The following is a 20,086-nucleotide window of genomic DNA, read 5'->3' as shown; positions in this document are numbered from 1 at the left end:
TATAGAAAGGGTATATAAGTAGTTGATAGTGAATAGTTAAAAGTGAGTGATTAGAGGGTGAAAAGTGAGAAGAAAACCGAAAGAAATCGGTATTTATATATAAAGATTATTCATAAGAAGTAAAAGGATTAAAAAAAGCTGCCTCATTTTAAGAAGCAGCTTTTTTGTTGATTGTTCATTATCAATTGTTCATTAAATTAAACCACGCCTTGGTCGAGCATTGCGTGAGCTACTTTCATAAAGCCTGCAATGTTAGCACCTTTCACGTAGTTAATATAACCATCTTCCTGACCATATTTGAGGCAAGCGTTGTGGATAGACTCCATAATTTGGTGCAACTTAGCATCAACTTCTTCAGCTCTCCACGCGAGGTGCGCTGCATTTTGGGTCATTTCAAGACCTGAAGTAGCTACCCCTCCTGCATTCACTGCTTTACCTGGGGCGAAAGGCAATTTAGCATCCTGAAAAACTTTGATAGCCTCAGGAGTACAACCCATATTCGATACTTCGGCTACGAGTTTTACACCATTTTTGATAAGCATTTGAGCATCATTGCCGTCTAATTCGTTTTGGAATGCACAAGGCAAGGCAATATCACAAGGGATAGTCCACGCTTTTTTACCTGCGGTAAACTTACTTTCTTTAGCAAATTTTTCGGCAAAAGGAGCTACTATATTGCGGTTAGAAGCACGAAGTTCGAGCATATAGTCAATCATTTCGTGAGTCATACCATTAGGTACTTCTACACAACCATCGGGGCCTGAAAGTCCGATAACTTTGGCACCCAACTGAGTTGCTTTTTGTGAGGCACCCCAGGCTACGTTACCAAAACCTGATACTACTACGCGTTGTCCTTTGATGTCTCTGCCGAGTTTTTTAAGCATATGGTCTACGAAGTAGAGCGCGCCATAACCTGTAGCTTCAGGACGAATGAGCGAACCTCCCCAGTTGATACCTTTACCGGTGAGTACCCCAGTGTTATACTCGTGGGCTAATTTCTTGTACATACCGTACATATAGCCTATTTCGCGTCCGCCTACACCCACGTCGCCAGCAGGCACGTCGGTATCAGGACCTATGTATTTCCAAAGTTCGAGCATAAATGCTTGGCAGAAACGCATAATTTCAGCATCGGATTTACCGGTAGGGTCGAAATCAGAACCCCCTTTAGCGCCTCCCATAGGTAGGGTAGTAAGGGCGTTTTTGAAAGTTTGTTCAAAACCGAGGAATTTAAGCATTGAAGGGTTTACAGCTTTGTGGAAGCGGATACCACCTTTATAAGGACCTATGGCAGCGTTGAACTGCACGCGGTAACCGAGGTTGCTTTGCACTTCACCTTTATCGTCAACCCAATCCACGCGGAAGGTATGAATGCGGTCGGGCTCTACGATGCGCTCTATAATTTTAGCTTTGGCAAATTCGGGGTGCTGGTTGTACACCTCTTGTACTGATTCAAGCACTTCGTGTACTGCTTGCAAGTACTCTTTTTCTCCTGGATGTTTTGCCTCTAAGGAGGTCATTATTTTTTTTACGTCCATAATATATTTAATTAGTTATGAATTATGTGTTAATGAATTATTTAGTTACACAAATATATTAATGAGCGACAAAAGTAGTTAATATTATTGAAACATACAAAGAAAACGAAAGAAATTTTTATTAAAAAGATTTATTTTCAAAAGAAAATGAAGTTTTACCTCACATATAAAAAGCCTTTTTGTTGTTCTTCTTTTCCGTGCTTGCTGTAACAAACGATATAGAAATAAGTGCCGTGAAGAGCTTTGTTATTCCCTATAAAACCTTTGGTATTGGCATAACCTCTAAAATAATCGCCTTTTTTGCCATAATGCTCGTTTTCATATACTTTTAACCCCATTTGACCAAAGATGAGGAGATGAATAGGACTATTAGCTTCTGCTCCTTCTGGCAATTAGTAGTTAAAGAAAAACTCCCCCTACTTGATAGTAAGAGGAGTTTTAACTATGTCATTTAAATATATAAATTACAAGGCTACGCGTTTGAAAGCTGTAATCTCTACATTTTTAGATTTTACAAAATCGGATACTTTTTTGCTTTCGTCGTAGATGTACACTTGGTCGAGGAGAGCTTTCTCTTGGTCGAGAGTAGTGTTATCAGAGATGAAGCGTTGTATCTTACCAGGAAGGATTTTATCCCAAATTTGTTCTGGTTTACCTTCAGCTTTCAATTCAGCTTTAGCATCGGCTTCAGCTTTAGCTAATACTTCAGGAGTGAGTTGTGCTTGTGAAACGTATTGAGGTACGTGTTTGAGCGGTTTGCCCAAGCGGTGTAGCTCTTCGTTTTCTTTTTCGATAATAGCGATGCGTGCTTCAGTTTCTTTAGCGATGTACTCAGGAGAGAAATCTTTGTAAGAAAGGGTTTCAGCACCCATAGCAGCGATTTGCATCGCCAAGTTTTTACCTACTTCGGCAGCATCGGCGATAGCAGCTGATAAGCCTACGATTGCAGCGATTTTGTTACCGTGGTGAATATAAGAACCTACGAAAGGAGCTTCTACTTTTTCGAAAGCACCAAGTTCTATTTTCTCACCGATAACACCTGTTTGTTCAAGGAGTTTTTCGGCTACGGTAATACCTTTGTAGTTAAGGGCAAGAAGTTCGTCTTTGCTATTTACAGTAAGGGCGAGATCAGCTAAATCTTTAGCGAGCGCTACGAAATCGGCGTTTTTGGCTACGAAGTCGGTCTCACAGTTGAGAGAGATGATAGCACCTACAGTGTGGTTAGCATTCACTTGTGCGATAGCAGCACCTTCTTTAGAATCGCGGTCAGCACGTTTAGCAGCTACTTTCTGACCTTTTTTGCGCAATACTTCTATTGCTTTATCGAAATCGCCTTCGGCTTCGATGAGGGCAGCTTTACAGTCCATCATACCTGCGCCGGTAGCTTGGCGGAGTTTATTTACGTCTGCGGCGGTAATATTTGCCATTTTTATTAATGTTTAATGATTAGTGATTAATGATTAATTCAATGTTTAAATGATTAATGGCTAAACGCTATTAACCATTAATCATCTAAGAGTATTAATCATTGCTTTCAGCTTCTTTGTTAGCTTCAGCTGTTCTACCTGAAAGACCTTCGTTTACAGCTTCGGTGATGTAAGAAAGTACTTTTTCGATAGCTTTAGAAGCGTCGTCGTTGGCAGGGATAGCAAAATCCACCTCACGAGGGTCGGAGTTTGTATCTACCATTGCGAAAATAGGAATGTTTAATTTTTGCGCTTCTCTTACAGCGATGTGTTCACGGAGTGTATCGACTACAAATAGAGCACCAGGGAGGCGAGACATATCGGCGATAGACCCTAAGTTCTTTTCGAGTTTTTCGCGCATACGTTCTACGTGTAGTTTTTCACGTTTTGAAAGGGTATCGAAAGTACCGTCTTTTTTCATTTTATCGATAGACGACATTTTCTTTACTGCCTTACGGATAGTTACAAAGTTAGTAAGCATACCACCAGGCCAACGCTCGGTGATGTAAGGCATTTTTACTGAAGTTGCTTTTTCGGCAACTACGTCTTTTGCTTGTTTTTTAGTAGCCACGAAAAGCACTTTTTTGCCAGAGGCTACGATTTTTTTGAGGGCTTCAGCAGCCTCTTCAATTTTAGCAGCGGTTTTGTACAAGTTGATTACGTGGATACCGTTGCGTTCCATATAGATGTAGGGAGCCATATTAGGATTCCATTTGCGGGTAAGGTGACCGAAATGTACACCTGCATCTAATAAATCTTTAATTTCTATGTTATTTGCCATTTCTTTTTAAATAGTTTACGTTCCTACTATTAGCAATAGCTTGGAGAGGTTTTGTAAATTTTAAATAACCGCCTGAGCCATTTGGATGCTAAACTAAGGAGCAAATTGATATTAACGTTTAGAGAATTGGAATCTCTTACGGGCTTTTTTCTGACCGAATTTCTTGCGTTCAACCATACGAGGGTCGCGTGTTAAAAGCCCTTCGGGTTTCAATACGGCGCGGTTTTCAGCGTCGAGTTCGCAAAGTGCGCGAGCAATAGCTAAACGAACGGCTTCGGCTTGACCGGTGATACCACCACCATACACGTTTACTTTTACATCGTAAGCATCTTCAGCACCTACAAGGCTGAGGGCTTGTTTTACTTTGTATTGTAGTGTAGGGGTAGTGAAATAATTGTTGAGTTCGCGTTTGTTTACGGTGATAGTACCGTTACCTGCTTTAAGGTAGATACGCGCTACGGCGGTTTTTCGTCTACCAATGGTGTGAATTACTTCCATTATTTCAAATCGTTTAAGTTAATGGTAACAGGTTGTTGAGCTTCTTGTTTGTGCTCGGTACCTGCATACACTTTTAAATTACGTAAAACTGCTGCACCCAATCTTGTTTTTGGCAACATACCTTTTACAGCTTTTTCGATGATACGTTCTGGGTGTTTGTCGAGGAGTTGTTTTACTCCTGTGAAGCGTTGTCCTCCTGGGTAACCAGTGTGGCGAAGATAGCTTTTATCTTCCCATTTGTTCCCTGTAAGGTTGATTTTTTCGGCGTTAATAACGATTACGTTATCGCCACAATCAACGTGAGGGGTAAATTCGGGTTTGTACTTACCGCGAAGTAGCTTGGCTACTTTAGAGGCAAGGCGACCCAAAGTCTGTCCATCAGCATCTACCAAGACCCACTTTTTGTTTACAGTGGCTTTATTGGCAGAGATGGTTTTGTAGCTTAATGTGTCCACTCTTTGTGATTTTTATTAAAATTAAACATTCCTTAATAGTGTCATCAAACGACACTTTTATTTTTAGGGCGCAAAAGTACGACAATTTTTTGAATTGACCAAAAAAGTTACAATAAATGGTAAAAGGGAAAGGGTAACATATTAGAAATTAGTGAGTTAAAGAATCAATAGAAATATCTCGGAGTATTTAAAAGAAGGGGCAACTGAAAAAGGTTTGTTTTCAAAGAGTGTTTTTCAAACTACCCCTACAATGTAACGTAAAAGCGATTCTAATATTGTAATATACAATAAACAATATGTTATTTTTTTTCTACTCTTGATTCACATTATTTCTGTAGAGCATATTTGCTTGTTGAGCTATAATAAATTTTCAATGATTTTGGGGAAATACTCATATTCTAATAAGTGAATTTTTTCGGCTAAGGTATCGGGAGTATCGGTGGGGAGTACGGTTGTTTTGGCTTGGAAGATGATATTACCTTCGTCGTAATGTTCGTTTACATAGTGAATGGTGATGCCACTTTCCTTTTCGGCATTGGCAATGACGGCTTCGTGCACATGTGAGCCATACATTCCTTTACCGCCGTATTTGGGCAAAAGCGAAGGGTGTATGTTGATGATTTTATGAGGATAAGCCTCAGTGAGATAAGCAGGTACTTTCCACAAAAAACCTGCCAGCACGATAAGGTCGGGGTGCTGGGATTTAAGGACATTGAGGACGATATCCGACTCATAGAACGCTTGTCGGTTGAAGACTAAAGAGGGAATGGCTAAGCGTTTGGCACGCGTGAGTACGCCTGCCTGAGGGTTATTGCAGAGTATAAGGCTTACCTGCGCAGTGCCTTTTTGGTGAAAATAGGTAGCGATACGTTCGGCATTGGAGCCTGAACCTGAGGCAAAAATGATAATCTTTTTCATAGGGGGTAATTTAAACATCTCCCTAACCCCTCTTCAAAAGGGGAAGGTGGAGCGCAAAAGTGATGGGTTATTCTTGGGTGAGTTGATGAGAAAAATCTTCTATAAGTTGGGTTACGGATTTGTAAATGGTGGCGTAATCGGTGAGTTCTTTCCCTATATAGAGAAAGGCAAGGGCATACTTTTCGGTTTTCACGGGCAATAGGTGTTTTTGGAGTCGGTAGCTTTCGCGCAGGCGTCGTTTTAGCAAATTGCGATGTACTGCGCGCTTGAAAGTGCGTTTGGGCACACTGATAAGCAGTTGGTAAGGAGCTTCTAAACTGCTAACAGGGGCGTACAACAACCTAAGCGGATAGCAGGTAAGTGCCTCGGCTTGGGCAAAGAGCTGTTGAATAGCTTCACGCTTGCAGAGTTTTTCGGTTTTGGGAAAGGTAGGCAAAATAAAACACATTAAATTCGACGGCAAAGGTAAGAAAGAATTAACAAATGAACAAATGAGGAGAGTGGTGTCTTAGCTTATAGGGAGCTTATAGGAAGCTTATACGAATCTTGGACGATTGGTATAGAAAAGGCGTTAATTTGTTGAACATCACGTGTTAAACAAATGTTAATAAGAAAAGGGAATAATCAAGGAAAGAGCTAAGAAACGAAAGGGTGGCAGATAGCTGAGAAATCTTTTTATTGTTATTTGCTATTTAATTTGTACATTTGCACCTTAATTATTGAACTGAGATATTTAAGCATATGAATTTAACACCAGCAATCAGAAAACAATACACTACTGAACAAAAAACGGCTTTGGAAGCTCAGCGCTTGGCTCAAGAGATTGCTTTTGCGCCTGTGGTGTTCCAAATATCACACCTAATGGTAAAACTCGGCGTGTTCGAGGCTTTGTGCAATGCCCCTGAAGGATTGACAATGCAGGAGGTGGCTACTAAAACACAGCTGAGTGACTATGCTGTGAAAATACTTTTGGAGTCGTCGCTTTCCATAGGTACGGTACTCTTGAAAGAGGGCGACCGTTTTGCGATATCGAAAGCAGGTTGGTTTTTACTTCGCGACAAGAGCACCCGTGTGAATATGGAATTCATTCAAGAGGTGTGCTACGAAGGGTTGTTTCACCTTGAAGAAGCGCTTAAAGAAGGGAAACCTGCGGGACTTAAAGTGTTTGGGTCTTGGCCTACGATTTATGAGGGGCTCTCCCAATTGCCTCCAAAGGCGCAAGAAAAGTGGTTTGCTTTTGACCATTACTATTCTGATTACTCTTTTGAAGATGCTTTAAATATCATTTTTAAACGCCCTGTAAAGACGCTCTTAGACGTGGGAGGTAATACGGGACGCTTTGCGTTAAAGACCGTGAGCTTTAACCCCGATGTGCAGGTAACCATTATGGACTTACCTCAGCAACTGGGTTTGATGAAAAACAATATCGCAGGCAAACAAGGAGCTGAGCGTATTGGAGGCTATCCGGCTAATCTGTTGGACGCCTCTGTGCCTTTCCCGAAAGGTTTTGACGTGATATGGATGAGTCAGTTTTTGGATTGCTTCTCAGAGGAGGAGGTAACGAGTATTCTCAGTAGGGCAGCTGCTGCGATGGACGCTCATACCGAGTTGTATATTCTGGAAGCCTACTGGGACAGACAACAACACGAAACGGGGGCGTATTGCCTTACCCAAATCAGTGTGTATTTTACGGCAATGGCAAATGGCAATAGCAAGATGTACTATTCGGGCGATATGATAAAATGCGTGGAACGCGCCGGTTTGAAAGTAGTGGATATCTATGACAACTTAGGCAGTGGCAATAGCCATACGCTGTTTAAGGTAGTGATTAATGGTTAGTGGTTAGTGGTTAATGATTAATGAGTGTTGTGCGACAGGCAGGAGTGAGCTACACGGGTAACTTTTGGGAGAAAATAGATGTATAGGAATATTATAAAACCGGTATTAGACTTTCTTACAGCACTGATTGCCTTTATTGTGCTGAGTCCTATCTTTGTGGTGGTGATGGTTGGGTTGTGGTTTGCTAATAACGGGAAGCCTTTTTTCTACCAATTGCGACCTGGGAAAGGAGAACGGATTTTTAAGATTATCAAGTTCAAAACAATGAACGACCGTTGTGATGCTAACGGACAGCTTTTGCCTGATGCTGAGCGACTCACGAAAATAGGAGCTTTTGTACGGAAGACTTCGCTTGATGAGATTCCACAACTGCTGAATGTACTGAAAGGGGATATGTCGGTTATAGGTCCGAGACCGTTATTGCCTCAGTATTTACCCTTGTATAACGAGACTCAGAAGCGTAGACACGAGGTAAAACCAGGTATCACTGGTTGGGCGCAAGTGAATGGGCGCAATGCTATCAGCTGGGAAAAGAAATTTGAGTTGGACGTGTGGTATGTAGACCACCAATCATTCGTATTAGACCTTAAAATACTGTTTCTCACGGTGAAGAAAGTGTTTATACGCGAAGGGATATCACAAGAAGGACAAGCTACAATGGAGGAGTTTAGAGGGGGCCGTAACACGACAAGCAGTTTGTAGCACGATAAGTATTTTTTATAAATGAAAGGAGAAAATAATATATTAATCACGTCGGCAGGGCAACGGGTGGCGTTGTTGCGGGCTTTTCAAAGAGAATTGAAAGAGCTATTTCCTGAGAGCAAGGTGTATGCGGTAGATATGAACCCTACTTTCTCGCCTGCTTGCCAGATAGCCGATGGATATGCCTCTATATGTAAAGCAACTGATGAGAATTATCCACAAGCCTTATTAGAACAATGTTTGCAATGGGGTGTAAAACTTATTGTCCCTACTATTGATACTGAACTACTGATGCTTGCTAAGCACCAACGACTTTTTTTAGACAAAGGAATTACCCCTGTGGTTTCCTCATTAGCGTTTGTGCAACAATGTAGGGATAAACGACTTACAAACACTTTTTTTCGAGAAAAAGGCATAGAGGTACCTGTTTCTATTGATAAAACACGACCTACTTTTCCGCTCCTTATAAAGCCCTACAATGGTTCGCTTAGCAAAGATATTTTTGTGATACGCAAGGCAGATGAGCTGACTGATTATCACCTTAACAACCCTGACCTGCTTTTTATGGAGTATATAGACCCAAAAATGCACGATGAATATACGGTAGATGCCTATTACAATCGCAATGGAGATTTAAAATGCGCGGTACCCCGCAAACGCATATTTGTGCGTGCAGGTGAAATCAATAAAGGGATTACTGAAAAGAACGTATTAGTGCCATTCGTTACAAAACATCTTGCGCATATTGAAGGGGCAAAAGGCTGTTTAACAATGCAATTTTTTTTAAATCGGACGACAAAACAAGTGATAGCTATTGAAATCAATCCTCGTTTTGGAGGAGGTTTCCCGCTTAGCTATGCCGCAGGAGCTAATTACCCTAAATTCTTAATAGAAGAATACTTGTTAGGCAAAGAAATACCAGCGAACAACAATTGGGAAGACCATTTATTGATGCTTAGGTATGACGAAGCTGTTTTTGTAAGCCATTATGAGTAGCAAGTACGTTATTTTTGATTTAGACGATACTTTGGTATATGAAATCGACTATTTGAAGTCGGCTTACCGAGCAATAGCTTCTTTGGTTGTCTCTGAGGCGGTAGCAACGGAAAGGCTTTATAAGCAAATGATTTGTGAATATCAAGAAGGAAGGAATGCTTTTGAATATGTGGCAAAGTACTTTCCACTTTTCAGTATGGAACAATTATTGCAGGTTTATAGAAACCATTTCCCTGTAATATCTTTAAATAAAGGGGCACAAGAAGTTTTAGTTTTTTGTAAAGCCCAAGGCTATAAAATAGGACTCATTACTGATGGACGATCAGTTACACAGCGCAATAAGTTGAGAGCTTTAGAGATAGAAGCCCTGTTTGACAAAATTGTTATTTCGGAAGAATTTGGCAGGAGTAAACCTGACTTACGCAACTATGAAGTGTTTACAGAAGAAGATATTAAGACGTATTGCTATATAGGCGACAATCCTACAAAAGACTTTATAGCTCCAAATATATTGGGATGGACGAGTTACTGTTTGCTCAATAAAGGATGGAATATACACCCGCAGGATTTCGAGGTAGCTCCTGAACAACAACCTACCTATATTATCACAGAATTAAAAGAACTTATACACACGTTATGAAAGAAAAAATATGGCTTTCTTCCCCACATATGGGAGGGAATGAACTTAAATATATCCATCAAGCCTTTGAGGAGAATTGGGTAGCCCCCTTAGGTCCTAATGTAAATAGCTTTGAAGAGGATTTACAGCACTTTTTAGGCAATGGAGTGAAAGTATCGGCACTTTCGGCGGGTACAGCAGCCTTGCACTTAGCTCTTATAGAATGTGGTGTGCAAGCAGGCGATGAGGTACTCTGTCAATCGATGACTTTTTCAGCTTCTGCTAACCCTATCGTATACCAAGGAGCTACGCCCGTGTTTGTAGACTCGGAAGAGAGCACCTGGAATATCTCTCCCGTTTTCTTAGAAGAAGCTATTAAAGACCGTATTAAGAAAGGCAAGAAGCCCAAAGCAGTAGTAGCTGTATCGCTCTACGGAATGCCTTTCGAAATAGAGGAGGTGCTCACTCTATGTAAAAAGTATGATATCCCATTGGTGGAAGATGCTGCCGAAGCCTTAGGAAGCACTTACAAAGGGAAACCTTGTGGTACTTTTGGTAGGTTTGGGGTACTGTCGTTCAACGGCAATAAGATTATCACTACCTCAGGAGGAGGGGCTTTGGTATGTCACACTCAAGAAGAGAAAGATAAAGCTGTATTTTTGAGCACCCAAGCGCGCGACAACGCTCCTCACTATCAGCATTCGCACATAGGGTATAACTACCGTATGAGCAATATTACGGCAGGCATAGGTCGTGGACAAATGGAGGTATTGCCACAGCGCATTGAAGCCCGCCGAAAGATGCACGCTTTTTATGCCGACTTGTTCAAAGGAATTGAAGGGATAAAATTACTTACAGAGCCCAATGAAGATTACTTTTGTAATTATTGGCTTTCGGCTATTACCATTGATAAAACTAAAACAGGATTTGATAGAGAAGACTTGCGATTAGCCTTTTTGGAAGAAAATATTGAAACGCGCCCCTTGTGGAAACCTATGCACTTGCAACCTGTGTTTGCCACAGCTCCTTACTATGGTAAAAAGACCTGTGAGCACTTATTTAACAATGGTTTATGTTTGCCCTCAGGTTCTAATCTTACTGATGCAGACCGAGAGAGAATAAAAGGCGTTTTTAAGAAATTATAACGTGTCTCTATAAAATTAAAAAGAATTTTGTACCTTTGTGCAAATTTTTCCATTTATATTTAAAACAATGCCTCAAGCACATAATACATATAGTGATAGCACTTTGGTAAACTTAGCTACTGCCCGTTACACCCCACGTTGGATAGTGGTGTGTATGGAGGTGTTTTTGCTATTTATAGCTCTATTCTTTTCCTTTTTTGTAGTAGAGCGCTTGGGGGTATATATTCCCGACAGTATTCCTCTTTACAAACGCTATTTATTAGTTATCGGAGTGAACATCTTCTTTATGTTCATCTTCCGTACTTATTCAGGGATTATACGGTATTCTACTTTTAGAGATTTGTTTCGCATTCTGCTTTCAAGTGGGTGCACGGTAATAGCAATGTTTATTGCCAACAAGATAAGTCTGCACGTTATAGGTGAAAAAGTGTTGTTGAACCCTATTCTACTGATATATTTTACAGTGTCGTTCATCATACTATTTGTATTTAGGTTATCGGTAAAAGAGTTTTTCTATTTGGTAAAAGAAATTAATAGGCGTACTTCTAAGAGGCGTATTCTTATCTTGGGGATAGATGATGAAGCAGTTGCTTTTGCCAATGGGATTATAGGCAATGCTGCCATTCCTTATTCGGTAGTAGGTTTTCTTACAGGGCGTACGAATCCTAAACAGGCTACTCTATTAGGTAGACCTATTATCTCAAAAGATAAATTTATAGATACTCCTTGTGAAGAATTAGAGGCTGATGGGGTGCTCATAAACAAGAACCATCTTTCGAAAGAAGAGATGACTTTTTGGGTGAATGTGTGTTTAGACAAAGGTTTGCAAATACTCAAAACCCCCGCATTACAGAAATTACGTCCAGAAAAAGAAGGATTTAATCTTCATAAAATACAAATAGAAGACCTCTTAGGACGTAGACAGATAGTATTAGATAACGAAGAAGTACGCGAAAAACACTACCACAAAAATATATTGGTGACAGGAGGAGCGGGGTCTATTGGTAGTGAGTTGATACGACAGATAGCTACCTTCACCCCCGCCTTAGTAGTTGTGCTCGACCAAGCAGAAACGCCTCTATACGACATAGAGTTAGAACTTAAAGAGAGTTTCCCAGACATCGCTTTTGAATTTGTTTTAGCCGATATTACTAACTGTGAACGTTTAGAAAGTGTGTTTAAAGCACATAAGTTCTCAGTAGTGTATCACGCGGCTGCCTATAAGCACGTACCGATGATAGAAGAGAATCCGCACGAAGCTGTGTTAGTAAACATACAAGGGACTAAAAATGTAGCACTTTTGGCTAACAAATATGAAATACCTCACTTTGTGATGATATCCACTGATAAAGCTGTAAACCCCACCAATGTAATGGGAGCTTCAAAGAGGGTGGCAGAGCTTTTTGTACAAGCCTTACAAAACAAAGAAGGCAATAAAACAGCTTTTATCACTACTCGTTTTGGCAATGTGTTGGGCTCTAATGGGTCGGTAATCCCCCATTTTAGGAAACAGATAGAAAAAGGAGGTCCTGTAACCATCACCCACCCTGATATAGTACGCTACTTTATGACTATACCCGAAGCGTGTGAGTTGGTACTTCAAGCAGGAACTATGGGCAAAGGTGGTGAGATATTTGTTTTTGATATGGGTGAACCCGTGAAGATACTCAACCTTGCTACTCGTATGATTAAACTATCAGGCTATGAACCAAACGTAGATATCAAGCTCGTGTACACAGGCTTGCGCCCTGGTGAGAAACTCTATGAAGAACTATTAAGTGACAGTACTAAAACAATGCCTACTCACCACAAGAAAATAATGATTAGCAAAGACCCTTCAATGTCGTTTACTGAGATAGAGGTGCTCACTACTCAAATGTATGAGGTAGCTACGCAAGGGGATAAGACAGAAGTAGTGCGTTTATTAAAACAAATAGTAAAGGAGTTTAAAAGCAATAACTCCGAATATGAAACCTTAGATAAGAAAATAGAATGAGAATAGCAGTCATAGGCACCGGCTATGTGGGGTTAGTATCAGGGACTTGTTTCGCTGAGATGGGCAACAAGGTAACTTGCGTAGATGTAAACTCTGAGAAAATAGAGAAGCTCAAACAAGGTGTGATTCCTATTTACGAGCCAGGATTGGAAGAAATGGTACAGAGCAATTTAGCTAAAACACTATTTTTTACTACTGACCTTGCGGAGGCAATCAAAGGTGCTGAGATAGCTTTTATAGCTGTAGGCACGCCTATGGGTGATGATGGGTCGGCAGACTTGCAATATGTGCTTTCGGTAGCCCAACAGATAGGTGAGATAATGCAAGGAGAGTTAATAGTAGTAGACAAATCGACCGTGCCTGTAGGCACTGCCGACAAGGTTCGCACTACCGTGCAAGTTGCTTTGGATAAACGCGGAGTGAATTACAAATTTCACGTGGTGTCCAACCCCGAGTTTTTAAAAGAAGGTAAAGCAATTCAGGATTTTATGAAACCTGACCGCGTGGTAATAGGGGCTGATAGCGATGAGGCTTTTACTAAAATGAAAGCCCTTTACTCATCCTTTTTCTTACAACACGAACGCTTTATCACGATGGACATTCGTTCGGCAGAGATGACTAAATACGCTGCGAATACTATGCTGGCTACTAAGATTTCGTTTATGAACGAGATTGCCAATATCTGTGAGCGTGTAGGGGCTGATGTAAATAAAGTGCGTATAGGGATAGGCTCTGATAGCAGGATAGGCTATAGTTTTATCTACCCTGGTTGTGGTTATGGGGGCTCTTGTTTCCCGAAAGACGTATTGGCACTAAAAAAATTAGCCGAAGAGGTAGATTACAAGGCAGAACTGATTGAATCAGTAGACAATGTGAACAACCGTCAGAAGATAGTGATCGCTCAGAAAGTAGTTGCGAAATACGGCGAAGACCTCAGTGGTAGGACTTTTGCGGTATGGGGGCTTTCATTTAAACCTGAAACCGATGATATGCGCGAAGCTCCTGCAATTTACATCATCAAAGAGCTTATAAAACATGGTGCCAAAGTACAAGCGTATGACCCCAAAGCAGTACACGAGGCAAAGGTATGTTACCTAAAAGATATGCCCGTAACCTACGTAGATAGTAAATACGAAGCCTTAAAAGGTGCGGACGCTTTGTTGTTGCTCACTGAGTGGAAAGAGTTCCGCGTGCCCGATTTCGACGAGATAGCTAAAATACTAAAAGAAAAAGTAATCTTTGATGGCAGGAATCAGTATAATGTTTTTGAGTTACCAAGCAAAGGGTGGGAGTATGTACAAATAGGAGTATAAGAAAGATAAGACGACATTATTTATAAAATATTTTGAGTAAGTATACCATACATTTAAAAAACGACAAATCTTATCCTTGTGATGAGAATACCTCTTTGCTAAGAGCCGCCTTAGATAACGATATCAGTTTAGAATATTCGTGCTTTGAGGCACGTTGCAGGAGTTGCCGTGTAAAAATACTTCAAGGCAAAGTTGAGAATTTGCAAGATGAAAAAGTGCTTACCGCAGAAGAAAAAGCAGCGGGCTATGTACTCTCGTGCAATGTAGTACCTAGATCAGAAGTAATATTAGATGTAGAAGACTTGGCAGTAACATTGCCTAAACCACAAGTTACACCTTGTAAAATAAATAACATCACTGTACTTACCCCTAATATTGTAGAAGTAGTATTGCGCTTGCCCCCAAAGATAGTCTTTCAGTTCTTAGCTGGGCAGTATGTAGATATTATCAGAAACGGACAAAAACGCAGTTATTCTATCAACCATAGCCAATGTGAAGCCAATGAACTAAGACTCTTTATCCGTAATTATGAAGGAGGTTTATTTAGTCAGTACTGGTTTAACGAAGCCAAACCTAACGACTTATTACGAATGGAAGGCCCGCTGGGTACTTTTTTCTATCGCAATAATCCCAATTGTGAGGAGATCGTTTTAATAGCTACAGGCACTGGAATCGCACCTATAAAAGCAATTTTAGAACAGCTGCAATCTACACCTGAATTAACAACTCATAAAAAAATATGGTTACTTTGGGGAGGAAGAAAGAAAGAAGACCTCTTTTGGCAACCCAAAACAACACTACCTAATTTCACCTATATACCCGTACTCTCTCGCGAAGAGCAGTGGCAAGGGGCTAAAGGTTATGTACAAGAAATAGCATTACAGCAACCTATCCTTTGGCAAAAAGCACAAGTATACGCTTGTGGTAGTGAAGTGATGATACAAAGCGCTCAAAAACTCCTCTCCGAACAAGGACTAAAAGAAGAAAACTTCTTCGCCGATGCGTTTATAGCAGGTAATAAGTAAATTTTTATAAATAAAAAAATAATTGCCCGTGCGGCTCGCACAAAATTATCTTTATGAAAGCAGTAATATTAGCAGGTGGTCTCGGTACACGCCTCAGTGAAGAGACCGTTGTAAAACCCAAACCAATGGTAGAAATAGGAGGAATGCCCATCTTATGGCATATTCTCAAAATTTATTCACATTATGGCATCAATGAGTTCATCATCTGTTGTGGCTATAAAGGCTATATCATCAAAGAGTACTTTGCCAACTATTTTATGCACCAGTCCGACATCACTTTCGATATGGCAAACAACGAAATGCACGTACACCAAAAACGTGCTGAACCGTGGAAAGTAACCCTCGTAGATACAGGAGAGCACTCTATGACGGGAGGACGCCTTAGAAGAGTATTGCCTTATATAGCCAATGAGGAAGCTTTTTGCTTTACCTATGGCGATGGGGTAGCTGATATTGATATTGCTAAATTACTAGCTTTTCATAAAGCTCACGGCAAGCAAGCTACCCTCACTTCTGTCTACCCCCCAGGTCGCTTTGGGGCTTTAGATATAGTAGACAATCAGATTATGAAGTTCCAAGAAAAACCAAAAGGCGATGGTGCTCTAATAAACGGAGGTTTCTTTGTGCTTTCGCCTAAAGTAATAGAGCGCATCAAAGACGATAATACAATTTGGGAACAAGAACCTCTCAAAGGATTAGCTGCCGACGGACAGCTGATGAGCTACAAACACGAAGGTTTCTGGCAACCAATGGATACCCTCCGCGATAAAATGCTCTTAGAAGAATTATGGCAAACCAATAAAGCTCCTTGGAAAGTATGGTAGTAGGAAAAGTAAATCCTCAATTTTGGAAAGGAAAACGCGTATTTGTTACAGGGCACACTGGATTCAAAGGGTCGTGGCTATCCCTATGGCTACAGCTGATGGGAGCCGAAGTAAAAGGGTTTTCATTAGCCCCTCCTACCCAGCCCGCCCTCTTTGAAGTAGCTAAAGTAGGTGACAATATGCAAACCGAAATAGGCGACATTCGCAACCTCCAACAGCTATCACAAAGCATACGTGCTTTCAATCCCGATGTGTTATTACATTTAGCTGCTCAACCTTTAGTGCGACTTTCCTACAAAGAACCTGTAGACACTTATAGTACCAATGTAATGGGTACTGTAAACGTTTTGGAAGCAGCTCGATATGCCCCTCAGCTGAAATCGGTAGTTATTATCACTACCGATAAGTGTTATGAGAACCGAGAATGGGAATGGGGCTATCGTGAAAACGAACCTATGGGCGGACACGACCCTTATAGCAATAGCAAAGGCTGTGCTGAGTTAGTAGTCTCTGCCTATCGCCGCTCGTTCTTTTATACTAACGATACCGCAGCTGTAGCCTCAGCCCGTGCAGGTAATGTAATAGGAGGAGGTGATTGGGCTGACGACCGGTTGATACCCGATATCTTGCGAGCTTTTGAGCAACAACAGCCCGTGATTATCCGTAACCCCCTCTCTACACGTCCGTGGCAGCACGTATTAGAACCCCTCTCAGGCTATTTAGTATTAGCTGAACGCTTGTATAATGAGGGTAATGCCTTTGCGGAAGGTTGGAACTTTGGACCTAAGGACGACGATTGCCAGCCCGTGCAATGGATATTAGAAAAAATGGTACAATTTTGGGGCGAAGGAGCCCGTTATGAATGGGACAAGAGCAAACAGCCTCACGAAGCTAATTTTTTGAAACTCGACTGTTCCAAAGCTGCCACCCGACTCAAATGGCATCCTCAATGGCGACTCGCCGATACTTTAGAGAAAATTGTCCATTGGCATCGCTCTTGGTTACAAGGAGCAGATATGCAAACCCACTGCCTTTACGAAATCAAAGGCTATATGGAATCCTAAAACCATCAGCACAAGCTGAAGTATTCGTGCAAATTTATGAAATTAGAGGTCAGAACCTATCATCTCAATCAGAAATATTCGTGCAAATTCGTAAGATTCGTGGGCGAAAAACCCATTGCAACCTGAAAAACATTCGTACAAATTCGTGGTCAAAAAAAAGAAAATATGTCATTAGAAACAATTAGAGAAGAAATAGCAAAATTAGTAACCCAATATGCCGAAGAGGCTTACAAACCCCAACCCTTTGAAGCAGGAAAAACAGTAATCCCTCCTTCAGGAAAAGTAATCGGTGAGCAAGAACTCCAAAATATGGTCGTCGCCTCTCTCGACGCTTGGCTCACCACAGGACGCTTTAATGCCGCATTTGAAAAGAAGTTAGCCACCTTTCTGGGGGTGAAATACTGCATCACTGTAAACTCAGGGTCTTCAGCTAATTTAGTAGCCTTTAGTGCGCTCACATCACCTAAATTAGGTGACCGTGCTATCAAAAAAGGTGATGAAGTAATAGGCGTTGCAGCAGGATTCCCTACTACGGTGAACCCTATTGTTCAATTTGGGGCAGTACCCGTATTTGTAGATGTAGATCTACATACTCACAATGTAAACGCCGACCTTATAGAACAAGCCATCACTCCTAAAACTAAGGCAATTATGCTCGCCCATACTTTAGGAAATCCTTTCAATTTAGAGAAAATAAAAGCTCTTTGTGAGAAATATAACCTTTGGCTCGTAGAAGACTGCTGCGATGCACTCGGTGCTACTTACAACGGACAAAAAGTAGGAACTTTTGGCGATATTGCAACACTTAGCTTCTATCCTGCGCACCACATCACTATGGGCGAGGGAGGAGCCGTTTTCACTAATAATGCCGAGCTAAAAACCATAGCCGAGTCTTTCCGCGACTGGGGTCGTGATTGCTATTGTGCACCAGGTTGTGACAACACTTGCAACTGCCGTTTCTCGCAACAGCACGGTGATTTGCCTTTTGGATATGACCATAAGTATGTATATTCACATTTAGGTTACAACCTAAAAATTAGCGATATGCAAGCCGCTTGCGGATTAGCACAGTTAGACCGCGTAGAGGAGTTTATAGAAAAACGCCGTAAAAATTTCGCCTACCTCAAAGAGCGACTCCAAACCCTTACTGATTTTCTATACCTACCAGAGGCAACCCCCAATAGCGACCCTTCGTGGTTTGGTTTTCCTATCACCCTTAAAGAAGATGCAGGTACCGCACGTGTAGATTTACTCCGTTTTTTAGACCAGCATAAGATAGGCACACGTTTACTATTTGCGGGTAACCTCACTAAGCAGCCTTACTTTAAAGGAGTGGAATACCGTGTAGTAGGAGACCTTACTAATACCGATATTACGATGAATCAAACCTTTTGGGTAGGTGTTTATCCCGCTTTAGGCAAAGAACAGTTAGACTATATTGCAGAAAAATTAGAAGAATATTTTGGGGTGAATTTCTAACGATATAGCGCGACAAACAATTAATAAATTAATATTATGGTAACAATACAATTAACATTTAACAACGAAGCTGAACATACGCTCTTTGAGACTCTTTTTGAGAAATTTAAAATTAAAACAAAGGTGATAAATACTGAATCACAAGTAAATACTTATTCAGAAACTACAGCTAAAAAAATAAGAAAAGCACGTGATCAAAAGCAAAAAGGAACTCTTACCACTATAAACCCTGATACTTTATGGACACTAACAAATTAGCTTTTACTGTACAAATTTCTGAAGGGGCTTTACAAGAACTGAAAATTATCAAAAAAATCAGGAACTCCAGCTGTAAGAAAGAAGATTGAAAGAATGGTTTAGGAGCTTCAAGAAACACCAGAAAAAGGAGTAGGAGCACCAGAACAACTCAAAGGTAAGGAAGGAATAGTTTATAGCAGAGCACTTAACAAGAAAGATAGACTCATCTATGAAATATTTAAAGAGGAGAACCTTGTAGTTATAGTTCAATTCTTAGGACATTATCAGGATAAATAATCAGCAAATTATGACGATACTTTTAACGGGCGCAACAGGATTCCTCGGCAGTCATTTGCTGAGGGCATTGGTAAACAAAGGCTATGAGGTAGTAGTACTCAAACGCTCTACCTCTAATACGTGGCGTTTAAAAGGTTTTGAAAACACCTTTAAAAGCTATGATATAGACCAAGTACCTTTGCAAAAAGCCTTTGAAGAACAATATATAGAGACTATCATTCATACAGCCTGTGTGTATGGTAGAAAAGGAGAGAGTATACAGCAGATACTTGAGACCAACTTGATGTTTGGAATAGAGTTGCTTAACACCGGGACCTTTTTTAACACCGGGACCTTTTTTAACACCGGGACCTTATTATATAAATATTTAAATTATTACGCCTTATCCAAAAAACAGTTTGAAGAGTGGTTACAATTAGCTTCTGATAAAATACAAGTAGTGAATTTAAAATTAGAACATATGTTTGGAGAACAGGATGGCAATGACAAATTCACCTCTTGGATCTTGAATGAACTCCAGCAGGAAAAAAACATCATCCCACTCACCGCAGGCACACAAAAGCGTGATTTTATTTATATAGACGATGTGGTAAGTGCCTACCTTACTTGTTTAGAACAAGCACCACAACTAAAAGATTTTAATGATATAGAGGTAGGTACAGGTGTACTCACTCCCGTAAAGACTTTTGTAATACTTGTCAAAGAGGTATTAGAAAAACTTAAAGGCAAACCAATAAAAACACAGTTGAATTTTGGAGCACTTCCTTACCGAGAGGGGGAGATTATGGAGCCCCAAGTAGATAATAGTAGGTTGTGCTCTTTAGGGTGGCAACCTAAAAGAAGTCTAGAAGAAAATATAGAACAATTTGTAAAACACGAGATAAATAATTAAAA

The 20,086-nt window shown here is 40.7% G+C and carries 21 protein-coding genes and 1 pseudogene; 14 read left to right on the top strand and 8 right to left on the bottom strand.

The genetic code is table 11. The features are described 5' to 3' along the window. Positions 1–197: 197 nt before the first annotated feature. The 8 genes and pseudogenes from gdhA to HMPREF9078_RS04020 form a co-directional block, all read right to left on the bottom strand. Entirely contained in the window at positions 198–1,538 is a 1,341-nt protein-coding gene (gene gdhA / locus HMPREF9078_RS04055) for an NADP-specific glutamate dehydrogenase (protein WP_009419468.1), read from the bottom strand. Between the two features lie 155 nt (positions 1,539–1,693). Then, positions 1,694–1,924 (bottom strand): annotated as a pseudogene (locus tag HMPREF9078_RS04050) (gliding motility-associated C-terminal domain-containing protein); the annotation flags it as partial. A gap of 78 nt (positions 1,925–2,002) precedes the next feature. Next, on the bottom strand, positions 2,003–2,965 hold the full coding sequence (tsf, locus tag HMPREF9078_RS04045) for a translation elongation factor Ts (RefSeq protein ID WP_009413948.1): 963 nt from the start codon (positions 2,963–2,965) through the stop codon (positions 2,003–2,005). Between the two features lie 94 nt (positions 2,966–3,059). After that, positions 3,060–3,785 carry a 30S ribosomal protein S2 gene (rpsB, locus tag HMPREF9078_RS04040; protein WP_009410960.1) on the bottom strand — a complete coding sequence of 242 codons (726 nt, stop codon included), beginning with the start codon at positions 3,783–3,785 and terminating at the stop codon, positions 3,060–3,062. 111 nt (positions 3,786–3,896) lie between these two features. Next, positions 3,897–4,283 (bottom strand): 30S ribosomal protein S9, encoded by a 387-nt coding sequence (gene rpsI, locus HMPREF9078_RS04035; RefSeq protein ID WP_002674299.1) that lies wholly within the window; start codon positions 4,281–4,283, stop codon positions 3,897–3,899. Further along, a complete protein-coding gene (gene rplM / locus HMPREF9078_RS04030) occupies positions 4,283–4,738 on the bottom strand; it encodes a 50S ribosomal protein L13 (RefSeq protein ID WP_002674296.1) in 456 nt (151 codons plus the stop codon). Before rplM ends, rpsI begins: the two co-directional genes overlap by 1 nt. A gap of 357 nt (positions 4,739–5,095) precedes the next feature. Beyond that, positions 5,096–5,656 (bottom strand): phosphoribosylglycinamide formyltransferase, encoded by a 561-nt coding sequence (gene purN / locus HMPREF9078_RS04025; RefSeq protein WP_009419466.1) that lies wholly within the window; start codon positions 5,654–5,656, stop codon positions 5,096–5,098. A 67-nt stretch (positions 5,657–5,723) separates the two neighbouring features. Beyond that, positions 5,724–6,104 (bottom strand): ribonuclease P protein component, encoded by a 381-nt coding sequence (locus tag HMPREF9078_RS04020; RefSeq protein WP_002674290.1) that lies wholly within the window; start codon positions 6,102–6,104, stop codon positions 5,724–5,726. Positions 6,105–6,397: 293 nt separating this feature from the next. Here HMPREF9078_RS04020 and HMPREF9078_RS04015 point away from each other — a divergent pair, with 293 nt between their 5' ends. From HMPREF9078_RS04015 to HMPREF9078_RS03950, 14 genes are all read left to right on the top strand, one after another. Beyond that, entirely contained in the window at positions 6,398–7,495 is a 1,098-nt protein-coding gene (locus HMPREF9078_RS04015) for a methyltransferase (RefSeq protein WP_009419465.1), read from the top strand. 78 nt (positions 7,496–7,573) lie between these two features. After that, positions 7,574–8,197: a sugar transferase gene (locus HMPREF9078_RS04010; protein ID WP_009419464.1), complete on the top strand. Its 624-nt coding sequence runs from the start codon at positions 7,574–7,576 to the stop codon at positions 8,195–8,197. A 21-nt stretch (positions 8,198–8,218) separates the two neighbouring features. Then, positions 8,219–9,193 (top strand): ATP-grasp domain-containing protein, encoded by a 975-nt coding sequence (locus tag HMPREF9078_RS04005; RefSeq protein WP_009419463.1) that lies wholly within the window; start codon positions 8,219–8,221, stop codon positions 9,191–9,193. Beyond that, complete coding sequence (locus HMPREF9078_RS04000; protein ID WP_009419462.1) at positions 9,186–9,833, top strand: HAD family hydrolase; 648 nt, start codon at positions 9,186–9,188, stop codon at positions 9,831–9,833. Before HMPREF9078_RS04005 ends, HMPREF9078_RS04000 begins: the two co-directional genes overlap by 8 nt. Continuing rightward, entirely contained in the window at positions 9,830–10,957 is a 1,128-nt protein-coding gene (locus HMPREF9078_RS03995) for a DegT/DnrJ/EryC1/StrS aminotransferase family protein (protein ID WP_009419461.1), read from the top strand. Before HMPREF9078_RS04000 ends, HMPREF9078_RS03995 begins: the two co-directional genes overlap by 4 nt. 67 nt (positions 10,958–11,024) lie before the next feature. Next, positions 11,025–12,953, top strand: a complete 1,929-nt coding sequence (locus HMPREF9078_RS03990; RefSeq protein WP_034542789.1) for a nucleoside-diphosphate sugar epimerase/dehydratase — start codon at positions 11,025–11,027, stop codon at positions 12,951–12,953. Continuing rightward, positions 12,950–14,266 (top strand): UDP-glucose/GDP-mannose dehydrogenase family protein, encoded by a 1,317-nt coding sequence (locus HMPREF9078_RS03985; RefSeq protein ID WP_009419459.1) that lies wholly within the window; start codon positions 12,950–12,952, stop codon positions 14,264–14,266. Before HMPREF9078_RS03990 ends, HMPREF9078_RS03985 begins: the two co-directional genes overlap by 4 nt. 32 nt (positions 14,267–14,298) lie before the next feature. Beyond that, positions 14,299–15,291, top strand: a complete 993-nt coding sequence (locus HMPREF9078_RS03980) for a 2Fe-2S iron-sulfur cluster-binding protein (protein ID WP_034542786.1) — start codon at positions 14,299–14,301, stop codon at positions 15,289–15,291. Positions 15,292–15,344: 53 nt separating this feature from the next. After that, positions 15,345–16,115, top strand: coding sequence for a glucose-1-phosphate cytidylyltransferase (rfbF, locus tag HMPREF9078_RS03975; protein WP_009419457.1), 771 nt, complete (start codon positions 15,345–15,347; stop codon positions 16,113–16,115). Then, a complete protein-coding gene (rfbG, locus tag HMPREF9078_RS03970) occupies positions 16,109–17,179 on the top strand; it encodes a CDP-glucose 4,6-dehydratase (protein WP_009419456.1) in 1,071 nt (356 codons plus the stop codon). The genes rfbF and rfbG overlap by 7 nt, the downstream gene beginning before the upstream one ends. A gap of 165 nt (positions 17,180–17,344) precedes the next feature. Continuing rightward, positions 17,345–18,658: a lipopolysaccharide biosynthesis protein RfbH gene (gene rfbH / locus HMPREF9078_RS03965; RefSeq protein ID WP_009419455.1), complete on the top strand. Its 1,314-nt coding sequence runs from the start codon at positions 17,345–17,347 to the stop codon at positions 18,656–18,658. Between the two features lie 36 nt (positions 18,659–18,694). Continuing rightward, positions 18,695–18,916 (top strand): hypothetical protein, encoded by a 222-nt coding sequence (locus tag HMPREF9078_RS03960; RefSeq protein WP_002674268.1) that lies wholly within the window; start codon positions 18,695–18,697, stop codon positions 18,914–18,916. Positions 18,917–19,081: 165 nt separating this feature from the next. Then, a complete protein-coding gene (locus HMPREF9078_RS12115) occupies positions 19,082–19,192 on the top strand; it encodes a hypothetical protein (protein WP_232305301.1) in 111 nt (36 codons plus the stop codon). A 10-nt stretch (positions 19,193–19,202) separates the two neighbouring features. Beyond that, complete coding sequence (locus HMPREF9078_RS03950; protein WP_009419454.1) at positions 19,203–20,084, top strand: NAD(P)-dependent oxidoreductase; 882 nt, start codon at positions 19,203–19,205, stop codon at positions 20,082–20,084. The last annotated feature ends 2 nt before the right edge of the window (positions 20,085–20,086 follow it).

The sequence above is a fragment of the Capnocytophaga sp. oral taxon 380 str. F0488 genome (assembly GCF_000318255.2).
Lineage (GTDB): Bacteria > Bacteroidota > Bacteroidia > Flavobacteriales > Flavobacteriaceae > Capnocytophaga > Capnocytophaga ochracea.
Note: the sequence above shows the minus strand (reverse complement) of the source record. Positions and strands in the feature narration are given on the sequence as shown.